17 protein-coding genes are annotated in these 15,952 nt (G+C 35.7%); 6 read left to right on the top strand and 11 right to left on the bottom strand.

The features are described 5' to 3' along the window. Positions 1–47: 47 nt before the first annotated feature. Entirely contained in the window at positions 48–644 is a 597-nt protein-coding gene (locus tag ACM6F9_RS12760; protein WP_129038609.1) for a superoxide dismutase, read from the top strand. Positions 645–715: 71 nt separating this feature from the next. Here the strand turns inward: ACM6F9_RS12760 and ACM6F9_RS12755 are convergent, their stop codons facing one another. Both ACM6F9_RS12755 and ACM6F9_RS12750 read right to left on the bottom strand, forming a co-directional pair. Beyond that, positions 716–1,135 carry a DUF6146 family protein gene (locus ACM6F9_RS12755; protein ID WP_414846064.1) on the bottom strand — a complete coding sequence of 140 codons (420 nt, stop codon included), beginning with the start codon at positions 1,133–1,135 and terminating at the stop codon, positions 716–718. A 51-nt stretch (positions 1,136–1,186) separates the two neighbouring features. Next, a complete protein-coding gene (locus tag ACM6F9_RS12750) occupies positions 1,187–2,377 on the bottom strand; it encodes an endonuclease (RefSeq protein WP_414846063.1) in 1,191 nt (396 codons plus the stop codon). A gap of 250 nt (positions 2,378–2,627) precedes the next feature. On the opposite strand from ACM6F9_RS12750, the gene ACM6F9_RS12745 reads away from it, so the two are divergent. The 3 genes from ACM6F9_RS12745 to ACM6F9_RS12735 all read left to right on the top strand — a co-directional run bounded on the left by ACM6F9_RS12745 (position 2,628) and on the right by ACM6F9_RS12735 (position 7,592). Further along, on the top strand, positions 2,628–5,504 hold the full coding sequence (locus tag ACM6F9_RS12745) for a carboxypeptidase regulatory-like domain-containing protein (protein ID WP_414846062.1): 2,877 nt from the start codon (positions 2,628–2,630) through the stop codon (positions 5,502–5,504). 26 nt (positions 5,505–5,530) lie between these two features. Next, entirely contained in the window at positions 5,531–6,937 is a 1,407-nt protein-coding gene (locus ACM6F9_RS12740) for a DUF5689 domain-containing protein (protein WP_414846061.1), read from the top strand. A gap of 148 nt (positions 6,938–7,085) precedes the next feature. Then, complete coding sequence (locus ACM6F9_RS12735) at positions 7,086–7,592, top strand: hypothetical protein (protein ID WP_414846060.1); 507 nt, start codon at positions 7,086–7,088, stop codon at positions 7,590–7,592. Positions 7,593–7,634: 42 nt separating this feature from the next. Here ACM6F9_RS12735 and ACM6F9_RS12730 read toward each other — a convergent pair whose 3' ends face one another. The 6 genes from ACM6F9_RS12730 to ACM6F9_RS12705 form a co-directional block, all read right to left on the bottom strand. After that, the gene (locus tag ACM6F9_RS12730) at positions 7,635–8,186 is read right to left on the bottom strand and encodes an inclusion body family protein (protein WP_414846059.1); all 552 of its coding nucleotides are present in this window, start codon (positions 8,184–8,186) and stop codon (positions 7,635–7,637) included. A 276-nt stretch (positions 8,187–8,462) separates the two neighbouring features. Further along, positions 8,463–8,933: a DUF6702 family protein gene (locus ACM6F9_RS12725; protein ID WP_414846058.1), complete on the bottom strand. Its 471-nt coding sequence runs from the start codon at positions 8,931–8,933 to the stop codon at positions 8,463–8,465. Between the two features lie 58 nt (positions 8,934–8,991). Then, positions 8,992–9,744, bottom strand: coding sequence for a TIGR00730 family Rossman fold protein (locus tag ACM6F9_RS12720; protein WP_105700551.1), 753 nt, complete (start codon positions 9,742–9,744; stop codon positions 8,992–8,994). Between the two features lie 9 nt (positions 9,745–9,753). Then, positions 9,754–10,467, bottom strand: a complete 714-nt coding sequence (locus ACM6F9_RS12715; RefSeq protein ID WP_414846057.1) for a nucleotidyltransferase family protein — start codon at positions 10,465–10,467, stop codon at positions 9,754–9,756. 93 nt (positions 10,468–10,560) lie between these two features. Next, complete coding sequence (locus tag ACM6F9_RS12710) at positions 10,561–10,968, bottom strand: ATP-binding protein (protein ID WP_414846056.1); 408 nt, start codon at positions 10,966–10,968, stop codon at positions 10,561–10,563. Between the two features lie 97 nt (positions 10,969–11,065). Beyond that, positions 11,066–12,088: an aminoglycoside phosphotransferase family protein gene (locus ACM6F9_RS12705; protein WP_414846055.1), complete on the bottom strand. Its 1,023-nt coding sequence runs from the start codon at positions 12,086–12,088 to the stop codon at positions 11,066–11,068. A gap of 228 nt (positions 12,089–12,316) precedes the next feature. Between ACM6F9_RS12705 and xrtF the strand changes: the two genes are divergently transcribed. Together xrtF and ACM6F9_RS12695 are read left to right on the top strand one after the other, a co-directional pair. Then, complete coding sequence (gene xrtF, locus ACM6F9_RS12700; protein WP_414846054.1) at positions 12,317–12,847, top strand: exosortase family protein XrtF; 531 nt, start codon at positions 12,317–12,319, stop codon at positions 12,845–12,847. Further along, positions 12,834–13,280 (top strand): exosortase F system-associated membrane protein, encoded by a 447-nt coding sequence (locus ACM6F9_RS12695; protein ID WP_414846053.1) that lies wholly within the window; start codon positions 12,834–12,836, stop codon positions 13,278–13,280. The genes xrtF and ACM6F9_RS12695 overlap by 14 nt, the downstream gene beginning before the upstream one ends. Before the next feature lie 32 nt (positions 13,281–13,312). Here the strand turns inward: ACM6F9_RS12695 and ACM6F9_RS12690 are convergent, their stop codons facing one another. The 3 genes from ACM6F9_RS12690 to ACM6F9_RS12680 all read right to left on the bottom strand — a co-directional run bounded on the left by ACM6F9_RS12690 (position 13,313) and on the right by ACM6F9_RS12680 (position 15,873). Continuing rightward, positions 13,313–14,311, bottom strand: a complete 999-nt coding sequence (locus ACM6F9_RS12690; RefSeq protein WP_414846052.1) for a cation diffusion facilitator family transporter — start codon at positions 14,309–14,311, stop codon at positions 13,313–13,315. Between the two features lie 59 nt (positions 14,312–14,370). Beyond that, positions 14,371–15,363 (bottom strand): aspartate-semialdehyde dehydrogenase, encoded by a 993-nt coding sequence (locus tag ACM6F9_RS12685; protein ID WP_047427247.1) that lies wholly within the window; start codon positions 15,361–15,363, stop codon positions 14,371–14,373. A 69-nt stretch (positions 15,364–15,432) separates the two neighbouring features. Next, positions 15,433–15,873, bottom strand: coding sequence for a hypothetical protein (locus tag ACM6F9_RS12680; protein ID WP_105700558.1), 441 nt, complete (start codon positions 15,871–15,873; stop codon positions 15,433–15,435). Positions 15,874–15,952 lie beyond the last annotated feature (79 nt).

Below are 15,952 nucleotides of genomic sequence, written 5' to 3'. Positions count from 1 at the left end.
CCTTAAATATTGGTTATTTTTGGGTTATAACATTAAAAATAAAGATTATGTCATTTGAATTACCAAAACTAGGTTATGCATACGATGCATTAGAGCCAACTATCGATGCAAGAACTATGGAAATCCACCATACAAAACACCACCAGGCATATATTGACAATTTAAATAAAGCAATTGAAGGAACTGAGCTAGCAGGAAAAACGATCGAAGAGATCTGCCAGACAGGAACTGACAAGCCAGCTGTAAGAAATAATGGAGGAGGACACTTCAACCACTCTTTATTCTGGGAAATTTTAACGCCAGGAGGAAGCAAAGAGCCTGTAGGAAATGTAAAAGCTGCAATTGAAAACTACGGTGGTCTTGAGAAATTCAAAAATGATTTTTCTGATGCTGCTAAAACAAGATTCGGTTCAGGATGGGCTTGGTTAGTAAAAAATGCTGACGGTTCTGTATCTGTATCTTCTACACCTAATCAGGACAATCCATTAATGCCTGTAGCAGATGTTAAAGGAACTCCGGTTTTAGGATTAGATGTTTGGGAACACGCTTATTATTTAAACTACCAAAACAGAAGACCTGACTATGTTTCTGCATTCTTTGATGTAGTAAACTGGGATAAAGTAGAAGAATTATTCAATAAATAATTTTCAGCTATTATAAAAATGAAAAGGTTCAGAATTTCTCTGAACCTTTTTTATTAGATGTAATGGTGAAACTATCTTATCGCATCGCTTCCGGATAATCCGTTCATTCTTAATTTATATTTCCAGTTTACATACACGAAAACCTGATATAATTTATATTCAAACTTGATCCCGTAATTTTCCTTAGGATCATAATCTATCCCGGATTCTATGACATTTCTGTATCTGCCGGAATTATAATAACTGTTCCATTCATTTACCAGAAATGTGTTTTTTGTTTTCAGATAAGATTCTGTATACTGGCTGATGGGTTTGGCTACAGCGCTCAGAAAATAATCAAACTGGGTGTCAATAACCGTAAGATCCCATTGCCCGTCTTCATTTTTAGAAGGTTTCATCTCTTGTTGTTCTTTATCTTTCTTTGGTGCCTCCTGAGAAAAACAGCTGAAAGGAACCAACGCAATCATTACTAATAAAATAATATTTTTCATGATAAAGGTATTTACATAAAAAAAGCACTCCAATAAGAGTGCCTAACTTTTTTATGGTTCTTTCTGAAGAACTACAAATGCCGGGAAGTGGTCACTGTAGCCTCCAGTAAACTGATCTCCGTTCCAGGATCTGAAAGGATATCCTTTATAATTTCCTTCTTTATTAACCAGATAAGCCGGAGCAAAAATTTCTGCTTTATACACAGAATATTCTTTAGTTACCTGATCTGAAATCATATTTTTAGAAACAATAATCTGGTCAAACAGGTTAGGTGCATCCTGATAAGCAAGAGAAGCCACTCCTTTCTTATATAAAGGATACATCAGGTTAAGGTAAGGGGTTTCGTCACTTAAATCTTTAGGGCTCGCCTGAGCTTTCAGGTGGTTTTTTAAACTTGGGCTTACAGGATCATCATTAAAATCTCCCATTGCGAAAAGCTTTGTCGTTGGGTCAGCAGCTCTTACACTGTCCATTTGTTTTTTTAATAAAGCAGCGGCAGCATTTCTTTTAGGTAATGAAATGGCTTCGCCCCCTCTTCTTGAAGGCCAGTGGTTCATGAAAAATGCAACTTTCTCGTTGTCTAAAAACCCTGTTACCACAAGAATATCTCTGGTGTATTCTCTTTTTCCGTTGTCACCATAGATTACCAATTCTTTTTTTAATGAATTGGTATGAGTGAATCTTCTTTTCTGATAGATCAATGCAACATCAATTCCTCTGTAATCATAAGAGTTGTAATGAATGATTCCGTAATCGTATTTCTTTAAAGCAGGTTCATTCACAAGATCCTGAATGACCTGTCTGTTTTCAACTTCAATTAACCCAACTACCGCAGGAGCTGTTTTGGTATATTGCGCTCCCATTTCAGAAATTACCTTCGCTTCGTTAGCCAGTTTTGCTTTATAAATTTTTGACCCGTAGTTCTTTGCGCTTTTTGGGGTAAATTCTTCAGAACCACTTTGTTCTCTTACTACTTTTTTCCCTTTTAAAGCTCCATCACTCCATGGCCCGTCATATTTTTCAGATTCCAGAAGCTTGATAGAATCAATAGGAATACTTCTGTGAAAAGCAGGATTCTTAATGTCTTTAGTTCCATCGATATAATCTGCTGAACGAATCGTGTCCCAAAGGTTTTCTACATTTAAAAAACCTACAGTAGCTACTTTTCTCAGTTTTCCTTGTTGTTGTGAGAATGCCATGATCGAAATGACGATGGCAAACAGAGTCGAAATTCTCTTCATCTCTTTAGAGTTATTATTAATACTATTTAATTTGCAAATTTACTTTTTTTTAATTCACTGTATTTTAAATATTTGTAAATTTAAAAGCAGCAATCTTATCATCACTTATATAATGATTCTTAAAAGATTGCAATGTTAAGAAAAATTTACGTTAAAAAAGTTGTGAATTATAAAATTTGACTAAATTTGTGCCCCCAACTTTTAAACTGTTGAGAATTAATAAGAAAAGTATTAAAAAATTAATATACTCATGATTAAAAAACTATCATTGATCTCTTTATTTACTTTGCTGCCTGCGTCATATTATTATGCGCAGACAACAGTGTTTGCGTATCTTAAGGATGCAGATGGCAAGCCTGTGGAGCAAGCAAGTGTAGATTTAAAAGGAGCAGGAAATGATGCAAAGGCAGACAAAATCGGTTATTTCCAATTTACCGACCTAATGCCGGGACATTATCAGATTATGGTTACAAAACCAAATTTTGAAACTAAGATTTTTGAATTTGATGTAACTACTAATGAGAAAAGAAAAGATCTTGGAGTAATTACTCTTTATTCTGCATTGAATGGTGCAGACCAGGGTTTAGCTATTGTAGAGGATTCTGGAGAAAGTGACAGCGGTGGTGCACAGCAAACTGCAACTGTAGGACTACTACAGTCTTCTCAGGATGTATTCAACAGAATTGCAAGTTTCGATTTAGGGCCATACTGGTTCCGCCCAAGAGGAATTGATAGCAGAACAGGTGAGAATATGATCAATGGGGTTTCTATGGCCGCTGCAGATAATGGAGACGTAGACTTCAGTACCTGGGGTGGATTGAATGAAATCACCCGTTACCCGGAAATTTCAGCTAACCATGCGCCTTCTGAATATGCTTTTGGAGGAACTACCGGAGTATTTTATAAGAATACTAAAGCCAGTGAATACAGAAAAGGAAGTCAGTTGACATACTCTCTGACGAACAGAAACTATACAAACAGATTATCTTACAGATTCTCTTCCGGAATGAGCAAGAACGGATGGGCATTTACAGGAATGATCGCAAGAAGATGGGCACAGGAAGGTATCCAGGATGGTACTGCCTACGATGCATACAGCGGATATCTTGGTATTGAGAAGAAATTCAGCGACAGCCATACCATGACGTTGAATGCCATTGGTTCCAAATATTCAAGAAGTTCTTCAAGCCCAAGTACTCAGGAAGTATATGACTTCAGAGGTGTTCATTACAACTCTTACTGGGGGTGGCAAAACGGAGATAAAAGAAATGAAAGAGTAAAAAGAGGTTTCCAGCCGATGATTCAATTGCAGGATTTCTGGAAAATCAATAAAAACTCTCAATTATGGACGTCTGTTTCTTACCAGTTCGGTAAAGAATACAGTTCAAGGTTAGATTGGTACAGAGCAAATAACCCATCTCCAACTTATTACCGTAATTTACCAAACTATTGGTTAAACTATACAAACCCAGCACCAGAACAGGCTGCGAACATCGGAATTACCAGAGACTGGTGGACGAATGATGATCAGTCTCATACACAGATCAACTGGGATAATCTTTATAATGCCAACAGAAACGTAGAATATAATGCTACGCTTGGTGGTAGAAGAGCAGCTTATTATCTTGTGGATGACGTAAAAGATGATAAAGTATGGAATCTAGCTACTCACTACACCTATAACTTTAATGATACATCCCGTTTCATTTTAAACTTATCTTACCAAAACTACAGATCTGAGCAGTACAGAGAAGTAAACGATCTTTTAGGAGCGGATTTCGCCCTGAATATGGATCCATTTGCATCCAATACCACTGCAGGAAGTGTTTGGGGTAAATTTAATACCCGAGAAGGGGATAAGGATGTTACCAAGAGAGAAGGTGATAAAATTGGGTATAGCTATATTTTCAGAAGACAGGAATTTAAAATAAACCCTGCTTTCAAATTCGCAACAGGGAAATTTGATGTCTTTATTTCCGGATTATTCGGTTATACTACGAACAGCAGAGAAGGATTGTTCCAACACTATCTGTATGAGTCTTCTTATGGAAAAGGTGCAGACCAAAACTTCTGGAATGCAGGGGTGAAAGGTCAGGTAACGTATAAAATCAATGGTAGAAACTTCTTGGTGTATAACGGTGCTTACTTTTCACAGTCTCCTTTCTTAAATGATATTTATTTTAATACAAGAGTAAGTGGTGTTACGACTCCGGGTATCAAGAACGTTGTTGTTGATGCAAACGATTTGAGTTACGTAATCTCTACTCCGATTTTAAAACTTAGATTGACAGGTTACCTTGTTAATACTCAGAATGAAACAAGTGTACAAAGATATTTTGCACAGGGAGTTAAATTGACAACGCTTACTGAAAGCGGAGATCAGGCTCCTATTCAGGATGGTGCTTTCATTACACAGGTATTGGCTGGAGCTAATAAGAGAAACATGGGTATTGAGCTTGGTGCACAGCTGAAAGTTACTCCTACTTTGACAGCGAGTGGATTATTAAGCTTAGGACAGTATACCTATACAAACAACCCTACAGTTTATTTTGCATCTGATGCTGTGGGAACATTCAGAGAGCTTGACGGAAGCGGAAATATCGTATCAAGATCTTATACGAATATGGGTGAAGCTACTCTTAAAAACTACAGACAAGGAGGAACTCCTCAAGAGGCATATACTTTAGGTCTTCGTTACAGCAGCCCTAAATACTGGTGGTTGGGAGCAACATGGAACTATTTCGGACATTCGTTCTTAGATCCGTCTCCGGTAACCAGAACAGCAAGATTCTATACAAACCCTAATACACCGGGAGTACCTTATGACAACGTAAATGAGGAAGAGCTTGCAAGAGTTCTTACTCCTACAAAACTACCTTCAGCATTCTTCTTTAATGTAAATGCAGGTAAGTCTTGGATGATTGGTAAGTATTATGTGTTGGTGTCTGCATCAGTAAATAACATCCTTAATAACAGAAATTTTATTACAGGTGGATTTGAGCAGACAAGAAACGTTAACTATACTGACTATGCTAATGATTATGATAGCGGAAACATGGTATTCGCTCCTAAATATTGGTATAACCAGGGTAGATCTTATTTTGTGAACCTTCAATTCAGATTCTAAAAAAATTAAATTAAAAATCGAAAACAATGAAAAATATATATTTTAAAGCGGCGATCTTTAGTGCCATTTCAATGCTGGCATTCTCGTCTTGTGTAAAAACTGATGATTATGATGTGCCGGAAATCAAATGTACCAACAAATTTGCAGCAGCTAATCACCAGTTATCAGAACTTGCAGCGATTGCAAAAGTAAAACCTGCCGAAGCTGATATTATTAAAGAAGATTATATCGTTGAAGCTTACGTTTCTTCAAGCGATGAGTCTGGAAACATCTACAAAATGATGTTCCTTCAGGATAAGCCTGAAAACCCAACTCAAGGTATTGAAATTGACATCGACGGTGGTAACCAGTATCTTGATTTCCCAACAGGAGCTTTGGTGAGAATCAACCTGAAAGGATTAATCGTTCAGGGTGTGAATGGAAACATTAAAGTAGGTTCTTATGACCCTAATTATCCTATCGGTAGAATCAACCCTAATAAAGTTTCAAATTACGTTGCAAGAGTTTGTGACGGACAAAAGCCAGTTGTAGCTGCAATGAAGCCACTAGAGTTCGCTTCTATCTCTGATGCGCTTAAAAATGGTGCTCACATCAACCAGCTTGTAAAAATTAAAAACGTTCAGTTTGAAGATCCAGAATTAACAAAAACTTTTGCTGATGAATCAGCTACAGGTGACCGTTATATTACGGATAAAAAAGCAGGTAGATTAGATCTTCGTTTCAGTAACTATGCGACTTTTGCGAAGTCTCCGATTTCTCCTAAATATGCAAAAAGTGGTGACATCGTTCTTCTTTTAAGCCGTTTTACAAGTTCAAGTAATGCTACGATTTTTACAGAGCAGGCTTATATCAGAACTCTTGATGATATCAACTTCCCGAATGACAGATTCAACCCAGGTGAGCCGGAAGCTCCTTCTGCTTCTGCTGTAAACCTTTTTGCAGGATCTGATTTTGAAAACTGGACAACTTTCTTATCAAGTGTAAACAGTTTCGGACTTAAGCCTTATGCTACACAAGGTGTTGGATTAGGATACAATGGTACCAATTCACTTCAAATTAAAGGAACACCTACAGCTAACGATTATGTATTTACATCTATCGCTACTACAGGAATCCCAGCTGTACCAAAGAGAATTACAATGTATATCAAAGGTACTGCAACAGGAAAAACGCTTTCTTTCAATGTATATAAAGCAGGTGGAGGTTTCTACGTATTTAATTTAGGAACATTCTCTACTGGTGCTACTTTAGGAGTAGAGAGTGCTAACTCTTATACAGGATCTATCAACACAAACGGTCAGTGGAGATTAGTTGAACTTACTCTTACAGGTATTGCTGATATTAACACAACAGCCGGAAAAGATATGTTTGCTATCAAAACCGGAACTGGTGGCGTTTATGATGTTCAGATTGATAACATTAAAATTGAATAATACATTAGGATAAAATATAGTTCTAATATACTTTATAAAAATCCGGCAGCTTGAAAAGCTGCCGGATTTTATTTTTGATAGTTAGGATAAAGCTTAATTAACAGAGAATTTATATTTTTATTTCTGAAAATTGTATTTAAAAATTAAAATGGAATATTTTATTTACGCCTTGAATCATACTTATACTGATGAATCTCATATGAATACTAAATTTCTTGGGTTTTCCAATAGCATTGAAGATGCAGAAGATTTAAAAGCTAAAGCAGTTATTCTGCCCGGATTCAGAGATTATCCGGAATGTTTTGTTACAGATCATTATATTCTGGATAAAATACACTGGGATGAAGGTTTTCATGAGGTAATAGGAGAGATTGGCCGTGATTACATTGAAAAAGGTGATGACATAGATGAAAATTGTATTTCAGTGAAAGAACTAGGCTTAAATACTGTTTTCAGCGTCAGTCATTACTATACAATACACAGGTTTTTGGATGACGAAAGATATATCGGAGTATTTTCATCTTTAGAAAAAGCAGAAAAAGCAATTGAGGACTTAAAAAATAAGCCCGGTTTTAAAGATTATCAAAATGATTTTAATATCAGTGAGCTTGATCTTGCAACACTTTTATGGGATACAGGATTTGGAAGTATTTAAAAACAAAAACCACTGCATCAGCAGTGGTTTTATTATTTCCTTTTATTTAACTGTAATTGTTGGATCCCAGTAAAAGTAACCATACAGAATCTGTTTATTACTGTCTTTAGGATCTAAAATATAAAGCCCAAACTGTACATAAAAGTTCTCTGTCCCAGTAGATCTTACTTTTGAATCGATACTGGCAAAGCTGATATCTGCAGAGGTAGCAGGGAGGCCATTTAAAGAATTGACATCCGGTACAGCAGCTTGCTTTCTTCTAACAGAATTGTATACGAAATTATTAAAAACCTGATCTCCGGACCAGTATTTAATATTATAAATAATAACTGCGTCATCCGAATTCTGATAAATTGAAGTTCCTCTGAAGGAAACTGTATCTCCGGCTCTTGCACTGAAGTTGAGGTCAGCAGAACCCTGTCCTGAAATAGCATTGGCATTTGAAACAATCATATGCTGGCTATTGTGGTCTATTCCTACAGGTTTATTTGGATCTGTACTTGGGGTTTTATATTTTTCTCGTACATAATCCGTGTCAATTACAATCAGGACATCTATTGCCTGGCTGGACGATTTAAGTTCTATATCTTCCATGATATTTTAGTTTTGTTTGGTGTTTTCTTACTCATTGGGCTTTTCAGATTCCGCCCCGTGATTAAAGTGATGCGGCTTCACCTGTTGGGTTGTAATTACTATACAAATGTACACTCCTGAAAATGAAAATATTAGAGTGGAAATGCTGAAATTTGAGATTAGGTATTTGTACTTAATTTATCTCCTGAATGTGATATTTAATTGTTCCCAAAAAAATACCCTGAAAAGTTCAACTTTCCAGGGTACCCATTTATAATGGTTAAATCTAATTTTCGTTTAAAACGAAACCTCGTTCACTTCTTTTCCTCTTTGGAAATTCATTGTTTTCTGGCTGCCTTTGTAGGCAATATTCACCAGATTGATCTGCTTAGGAAAAGCGCTTAAAAGAATGGTATTCTTAATCTTTAAGGTATTGATATCCGAAACACCTCCGGTTTCAAAATACACCCATACAGTTTCTCCACTGACCTGACTTCCTGTAAAGGTTATCGTTTTAGGAGCTCCATTGACAAACACATCAAAATTATTATTCACATATTTTTTTACCTCTGCTTCAAATCCTGCCGTACTAGGGTTGATTTTAATAGCGTCAGAGATATGGCTTGTATTCATTTTTGTGGTAAACTTCAATGTCTTGCTTCCATCAATATAGTCCACTTTGGTCATTGAAGAGAAAAAGTCTGCATACATAAAACTCATTAACACAAAAAATGTTAAAATTCCTGATATATATAAAAGTTTTTTCATCTTAATTAATAGATTTACAATCATACTTGTTCGTTATAAGTCACAAATAATATGCCAATTAGAAATTTACATTCACAGAATATTTATCATAAAAAGCCTTAATATGCGCAACTGCCTCATCAGCGGTATCTACCACACGATAAAGATCCAAATCATCTTCAGCAATCATGCCTTCTTTTAACAGAGTAGCCTTGAACCAATCCAATAATCCTCCCCAAAATTCACTTCCTACCAAAACAATTGGGAATTTTCCAATTTTATTGGTCTGAATCAGGGTCATAGCCTCAGTCAATTCATCCAGTGTCCCAAAACCTCCGGGCATTACTACAAATCCCTGAGAATATTTTACAAACATTACTTTTCTTACGAAAAAGTAATCAAAATTCATGGAGTAAGATTTATTAATATAAGGATTAAAATGCTGTTCAAAAGGAAGATCAATATTAAGTCCAATAGATTTTCCCTTTGCATTGAAAGCACCTTTATTTCCTGCTTCCATAACCCCAGGACCGCCTCCGGTGATAATTCCGAAGCCTAATTTGGTGATTTTTTCAGCAATATCTACAGCCATTTCATAATATTTGTTCTCCGGCTTCAGTCGGGCAGAACCAAATATAGAAACACATGGACCGATTTTAGCCAGTTTTTCATATCCGTCTACAAATTCAGCCATGACCTTGAAAACCATCCAGCTGTCTTTAGCGATTGTTTCGTCCCAGGTTTTTTGTCTGAAGCTATTGTGTAGTTTTGTTTCGTTAATGTCAAGTTCCGGATTTACTAAACTTTCATCCCTAGTTCCATCAATTTCCATTGCAAAAATTTATTTAAAATGTTTTTCGGCTTCTATTACGGAGGACGGTCTTCCGACGTCGATAAGGATACTGTCATGTACAAAACCGTGTATATGCTCGGTTTGCATCAGATCCAGATATTCTTCCATAACAGAAAATTTGCCTGTTCTTTTTATTTTTTCGAAAATGACAGGATTGATGCAGTGAATTCCGCTGAAAGCAAGAGCTTTAAAGCCTTTATTGAATTCTGCCAGCCTTTGTTCACCCGTTTGTACATTCAGCCAGCCTCTCAAAACCATATCATCATTGAAAAGGAGTTTTCTCGAACTTTCTCTGTCCGAAACCGCTAAAGTAGCAAAATCTTTTATCTTTTTGTGGTATTCCACTAATGCATTGATGTTCAGGTCCGTTAGAATATCAGCATTCATGATTAAAAAATCTTCTCCGTGATCAAGAAATTTTCTTGCAAAAATCAAGCCGCCCCCTGTTTCAAGGAGTTCATTGGTCTCATCAGAGATTTCAATCTTACATCCGAAATTATTATTTTTATTTAAAAAATCAACAATCTGATCTCCAAAATGATGAATGTTGATCACAAAATCTTTTATTCCGAAACTTTTCAGGTAAGTGATATTTCTTTCCAGAAGTGGTACTTCGTTTACTTTGGCCAAAGCTTTCGGGTGGTGGTCTGTAAACGGTTTAAGCCTGGTTCCTTTTCCTGCTGCGAAAATTAGAGCTTTCATTTTTTATAATTGATAAATGGTAATTGATGAATGATAATACTTTGTATCATCAATAAATGACAATTAAATCATTTATCAATGATCACTTATCATTTATTGATTCAGTTGCGGTTGTTCATCATGATGAAGAGTTACCACTGTTCCTTCAGGATACTTTTCTTTGATAAATTCTGCAATTTTGATAGCGGAATATACGGATCTGTGCTGCCCGCCAGTACATCCGAAATTAATTTGCAGATGCTCAAAGCCTCTTGCAAGGTAGTCGTCAATATTGATGGAAACAAGAGATTTTACCAATTCCAAAAACTTAGGCATTTCTGTTTTTGTTTCCAGGTATTCCTGAACGCCGATGTCATTTCCGGTCTGGATTTTATATTCTTCGATTCTTCCCGGATTTAAAATTCCGCGGCAGTCAAACGCGAAACCTCCGCCATTTCCGGAATTGTCTTTAGGAATTCCTCCTTTTTTGTAAGAAAAACTGTGTATCTCGATGTGTAGCATATTCTTTTATTTTTAAACCATTAAGGCTTATTTAGGTTAATTTGAAATTGCTTCGTATTTGCTCCAATATTTTGATCCGTCAGTCTGAGCCGAAGACTTACTTATTATTTATTATTTCTTCAATTTTTTGCTTTGCCTTTTCTGATGTCAGCTGCTGAATTACTTTCTTCAGTTCCGGATAATGATTCATGTATTCCCATGAATCGGAGAACTGTGTTATATTCTGGATTCCTTTTTCAAGGCTGGCGATGAAATGTTGCTTTCTTTGAATCAATCCTCTGAATCCATAAGCTCCTAAAACCTGTAAAAATCTCATCATCTGAATAGGCATCACTGCATTTTTCAGCTGAATTCTTGTTTCAGAATCTTCGAACTGCTGAATATAGAATTCCAGCATTTCCTGTTTGAAATCTTCCGGGAAATTGGCTTTAGCCTGGAAGAGGAAAGAGATGACATCGTACATTAATGGTCCCTTCATGGCGGATTGATAATCAATGAAAGAAACTTCATTTTTTTCATTCACCATGATATTTCTTGCCTGGAAATCACGGATCATAATTCCTTTAGGATCAATGTTTTCAATAAGTTTTGCAATCTTTTTGAATTCTTTCAGAAGCGTTGATTTATTATACTCAAGCTCCAGAACATCAGCCACGAAATTTTTAAAATAGTAAAGATCATGAATTACGGGAAGTTCATCATAACTTTCATATTCAAAGGTTCTTGAAAAATCAATTTTTCCCTGGGTCTGTTTTTGCAGTTGGAAAAGCTTTTCTAATGTCTGTTGTACCAAATTTTTTACATTAGGAGATAATTGTTCCTTTGTAATTACCTCGGAAAGTGTTTGTTGGCCTAAAAACTCCTGAATGTACATCTTTCTGTCATCAGTAACAGCAAGAATGGAAGGTGTATTAAGGTTCAGACTTGAAAATACCTCAGAATAGTAAAGAAAACTTTCATTTTCCGGAATATTCTCATTGTAAGTGATGATGTATCTTTCAGAACCGGCTGCGGCCAGAAAATTGACCCTAGCAGAGCCGCTTTGAGCTAATGTGACGAATTCGGAAGATTTTTTACCTATATGGTTTTCAAAAAATCGTTTTGCGTTTTCAGAAGTCATAATATGGAAACAAATATACTAAATTAACATGAGTTGGAAATAATCGTTTAACGAACTGATATATAATGAAAAAAGAGGATTGCTATCAGACTGTAAAATATTGATTTTATTAAACGTTTTTGAGGAAATTATTACGTTTTATATAGATAATTGTCGGTTTTGTGTTTTGATTTTTAACTTTCTTTATTCAGATTCAGGATATTAAGGGCTAATTTTTATCTTTGCATTATGCTGAAAGACTTTAAACCTGTTTTAGGTATTTTATTGCGTTTTATTATTATTTATCTGGTGCTGCTTTTTGCTTACCAGCTTTATCTTAATAGTGCTAAAGATTCCGGTTTGGATCCTTTTTCAAGGATTATTGCCAATCAGGTAACATCTATACAGAATGTGATAGGATATCCTACGCAGCTTTATGATGATGTAAAGAATGAACAAGTTTGGTTTTATGTTAAAGAAAGATATGAAACCAGAATGGTGGAAGGCTGCAATGCTATTTCTGTTGTCATTCTATTTGTGTCTTTTGTTTTTGCATTTTATAAAGGGTCAAAGACTTTTGTTTTTGTGGGAGTAGGGTTGGTTTTATTGTATATTATGAATCTCCTTAGAATTGTTGGTCTGAATATCGTAATGTCTGATTATAAGCAGTACGGAAAAATGTTTCATGACTTTATTTTCCCGGCGATCATTTATGGAAGTGTTGTTTTACTTTGGCTGGTATGGATTAAATTTTTTGCTTTAAAACATGAAAATTCTTAGTTGGCTTCTGGTTATAGCAGGAATCTGCGGATTGATAGGAGTGAGGGCTCTGGAGGATAATCTTTTTTATGATCCTTTCATTAGTTATTTTCATGAAGCTAATAAAAATATTGAATTCCCGGCATTTGAATGGGGGAAACTGATTGGTGGACATCTGTTGAGATTTCTTTTGAATCTTCTGTTTTCCTGCCTGATTATTTATGGTTTATTTCAAAACAAACAATGGACATTGCAGGGTGCTGTGATGATTATCATTATTTTTATAATCTCTTTGCCAATTTATTTGTATTGCATTTCAGACAGGTTCGAGATAGGGTATCTTTTTTCTTTTTATATGAGAAGGTTTGTCATTCAGCCTTTGATTATACTTTTGATTGTTCCGATGTTTTATTACAGGAAACAAATGCTCAGCAGAGAAAATGAAGGAAATTAGAAGGAGAGAGTTAATCTGTATTTTTCTATCAACTATTCTACAGTGTGTTTATCCACGCTGGTTACGTTTTCCGGAGTCCATTCTACGCGTTTTACAAATTCTTTTTCCCGGACAGGGCATTCTTTGATTTGGCAGATTGAACATGAGATGGGTTTACAGTCGTCCATATGGAAATTGAATTCAATAGTACGCTTAATATTTTTTGCAAGAAGAAGAATTACCTTTTCCATTTCTCCATGGGCATCACGAAGGTCATAATACCATGGCAATGTTATATGGGCATCAATATGAAGAGAGGAACCAAACTGCTGGATTTTCATATTGTGTACATCTATCCATTCTACATGTCTGTTTTTTTCAAGAATTTTAATGACCTGATTTAATATTTCAGGATCCTGCTCATCCATGATACCGCTTAAAGATTTTCGGACGATTTTATAGCCTACAAATATGATATAAAGCCCGAATGTCAGTGCTACGACAGAATCCAGCCAATATATTTTAGTAAAATAAACAATGATTAAACTTCCTACCACCCCCAGCGTGGTAATGGTATCAGATTGAAGATGTTTACCAGATGAAATAAGTACCAGAGAGTTTTCTCTTTCTCCTTTTTTTATAGAGATATATCCCAAAAGATAGTTGATAATAGCTGTGGCTGCGATAATCCATATCCCCAGATCAATTTTACTCAGTGTTTTTCCTACAATAAGACTGTGAATTCCTTCATAGATAATCATAACACCGGCTATGGCAATCAAAGCTCCTTCAATACCGGAAGTCACAAATTCTACTTTCCCATGGCCATACGGATGGTCGTCATCTTTAGGTTTGGCAGCAAGATGAAGGGAATACAATCCCATGAATGCACTGATGACATTGACGATACTTTCCATGGCATCGGAAAATACGGCATTGGAATTGGTGAGTTTCCAGGCAATAATCTTTCCAATGAAAAGAATGATTCCAAATACGGCAATGAGTTTTTGAAATCCTATTTTCTCTTTGTGGGTACTTTTCTGGGTATTCATGTAAAGAGTTTGATAAAAAAAAGAATCTCAATTTTGAGACTCTTTTTTATTTTGTTAGTTTATACTAAGTTGTTTGCTACAAGGTATTCTGCAATTTGTACAGCGTTTGTTGCTGCTCCTTTCCTCAGATTGTCTGCTACAATCCAAAGGTTGAGCGTTTTGGGCTGCGACAGATCCCTTCTGATCCTTCCTACGAAAACTTCGTCTTTTCCTTCAGAATATAATGGCATTGGATAGTGGTTGTTTTTCACATCATCCATTACAATTACTCCAGGAGTTTCGGATAAGATTTTTCTTACTTCATCCAGTTCAAATTCATTTTCGAATTCAATATTTACACTTTCAGAATGTCCTCCCTGAACCGGAACTCTTACAGCAGTCGCTGTTAAGTTAAAGGTATCATCTCCTAAAATTTTCTTAGGCTCTTTCATCAGTTTGATCTCTTCTTTTGTGTAATCATCATCAGCAAATACATCACAGTGTGGCAATGCATTTTTGAAGATCTGATAAGGATATACTTTTTCAGTGGAATCATCTCCGCTGATTTCACCATTTAACTGGTCTACAGCAGCTTTACCAGTTCCTGTTACAGACTGATAGGTAGAAACGATTACTCTTTTTAAATCATATTTTTTGTTCAAAGGTCCAAGAACCATTACCAATTGAATGGTAGAACAATTTGGATTTGCAATGATTTTATCTTCTTTTGTTAAAACATCAGCATTGATTTCAGGAACGACTAATTTTTTGTCTGGATCCATTCTCCATGCAGAAGAATTATCAATTACTGTTGTTCCTGCTTCCGCAAATAGGGGAGCGAATTCAAGAGAGGTAGAACCACCCGCAGAGAAGATTGCAATATCCGGTTTGGCAGCTATAGCGTCCTTCATGCTTACGATGGTAAATTCCTTCTGTTTATACTTCACCTTCTTGCCTACAGATCTTTCGGATGCCACCGGGATTAATTCTGTTACAGGGAAGTTTCTCTCCTCCAAAACTTTAAGCATAACTTGTCCAACCATTCCTGTTGAACCTACTACAGCTACTTTCATTGATTTAATTAAAAATTTAAGATTAAACTATTTATAAATTATAACGCATATAATTTTTCTTTATATTTTTTAAGCCCCAAAGACTCTTACCCAAGGGAATGCGAATGCAAATAATCCTGCTGCAATCAGTCCCATAAACACTACTCCTAAAGAGATCGTATCATTGGATTTTACTTTTTTGTTAACAATAGTCATCAAAACTGCTGCCACCAACATAGAGAATGGATGCTCTACAAATGTTTGTCTGCTGTAAGCATCTTTCATTAATGTTCCTGCATCTAAAGCAGCTTTGAAACCTGGAGAAAATATGAATAACAAGCATATTCCTAATAAAAACTGAACGTGGAAGAAAATCATCGTGAAGAGTGTTGTCTTCTTCAAAAACTTGTTCACTTTTCCACTGAAGCCAAACATAGTAGCTAAAAGTGCAATGATAAATAGTGCCACTAAAAGAAGTTCTAAATACCCGAATCCTTTGTGTGCACTAAGAAAAATCTTGTAAAAATCCATAATCCTATTTTTTTGTACACAAAGATAACAAAAATCCCGGCTCAAAGCCGGGATTGATATTTATAAAATCTAATATTGT

It is taken from the genome of Chryseobacterium sp. IT-36CA2, from assembly GCF_949767875.1.
Lineage (GTDB): Bacteria > Bacteroidota > Bacteroidia > Flavobacteriales > Weeksellaceae > Chryseobacterium.
The sequence above is the reverse complement of the archived record's forward strand: the minus strand, read 5'-3'. Positions and strand labels throughout refer to the sequence as shown.

Excerpts from the sequence above, each read along its gene's own strand:
- ACM6F9_RS12715 (WP_414846057.1), bottom strand. The coding sequence starts at position 10,467 with ATGAAAGCTCTAATTTTCGCAGCAGGAAAAGGAACCAGGCTTAAACCG.
- ACM6F9_RS12690 (WP_414846052.1), bottom strand. The coding sequence starts at position 14,311 with ATGAATACCCAGAAAAGTACCCACAAAGAGAAAATAGGATTTCAAAAA.
- ACM6F9_RS12740 (WP_414846061.1), top strand. The coding sequence starts at position 5,531 with ATGAAAAATATATATTTTAAAGCGGCGATCTTTAGTGCCATTTCAATG.
- ACM6F9_RS12760 (WP_129038609.1), top strand. The coding sequence starts at position 48 with ATGTCATTTGAATTACCAAAACTAGGTTATGCATACGATGCATTAGAG.
- ACM6F9_RS12720 (WP_105700551.1), bottom strand. The coding sequence starts at position 9,744 with ATGGAAATTGATGGAACTAGGGATGAAAGTTTAGTAAATCCGGAACTT.
- ACM6F9_RS12735 (WP_414846060.1), top strand. The coding sequence starts at position 7,086 with ATGGAATATTTTATTTACGCCTTGAATCATACTTATACTGATGAATCT.
- ACM6F9_RS12755 (WP_414846064.1), bottom strand. The coding sequence starts at position 1,135 with ATGAAAAATATTATTTTATTAGTAATGATTGCGTTGGTTCCTTTCAGC.
- ACM6F9_RS12725 (WP_414846058.1), bottom strand. The coding sequence starts at position 8,933 with ATGAAAAAACTTTTATATATATCAGGAATTTTAACATTTTTTGTGTTA.
- xrtF (WP_414846054.1), top strand. The coding sequence starts at position 12,317 with ATGCTGAAAGACTTTAAACCTGTTTTAGGTATTTTATTGCGTTTTATT.
- ACM6F9_RS12685 (WP_047427247.1), bottom strand. The coding sequence starts at position 15,363 with ATGAAAGTAGCTGTAGTAGGTTCAACAGGAATGGTTGGACAAGTTATG.
- ACM6F9_RS12750 (WP_414846063.1), bottom strand. The coding sequence starts at position 2,377 with ATGAAGAGAATTTCGACTCTGTTTGCCATCGTCATTTCGATCATGGCA.
- ACM6F9_RS12745 (WP_414846062.1), top strand. The coding sequence starts at position 2,628 with ATGATTAAAAAACTATCATTGATCTCTTTATTTACTTTGCTGCCTGCG.
- ACM6F9_RS12695 (WP_414846053.1), top strand. The coding sequence starts at position 12,834 with ATGAAAATTCTTAGTTGGCTTCTGGTTATAGCAGGAATCTGCGGATTG.
- ACM6F9_RS12710 (WP_414846056.1), bottom strand. The coding sequence starts at position 10,968 with ATGCTACACATCGAGATACACAGTTTTTCTTACAAAAAAGGAGGAATT.
- ACM6F9_RS12705 (WP_414846055.1), bottom strand. The coding sequence starts at position 12,088 with ATGACTTCTGAAAACGCAAAACGATTTTTTGAAAACCATATAGGTAAA.
- ACM6F9_RS12730 (WP_414846059.1), bottom strand. The coding sequence starts at position 8,186 with ATGGAAGATATAGAACTTAAATCGTCCAGCCAGGCAATAGATGTCCTG.
- ACM6F9_RS12680 (WP_105700558.1), bottom strand. The coding sequence starts at position 15,873 with ATGGATTTTTACAAGATTTTTCTTAGTGCACACAAAGGATTCGGGTAT.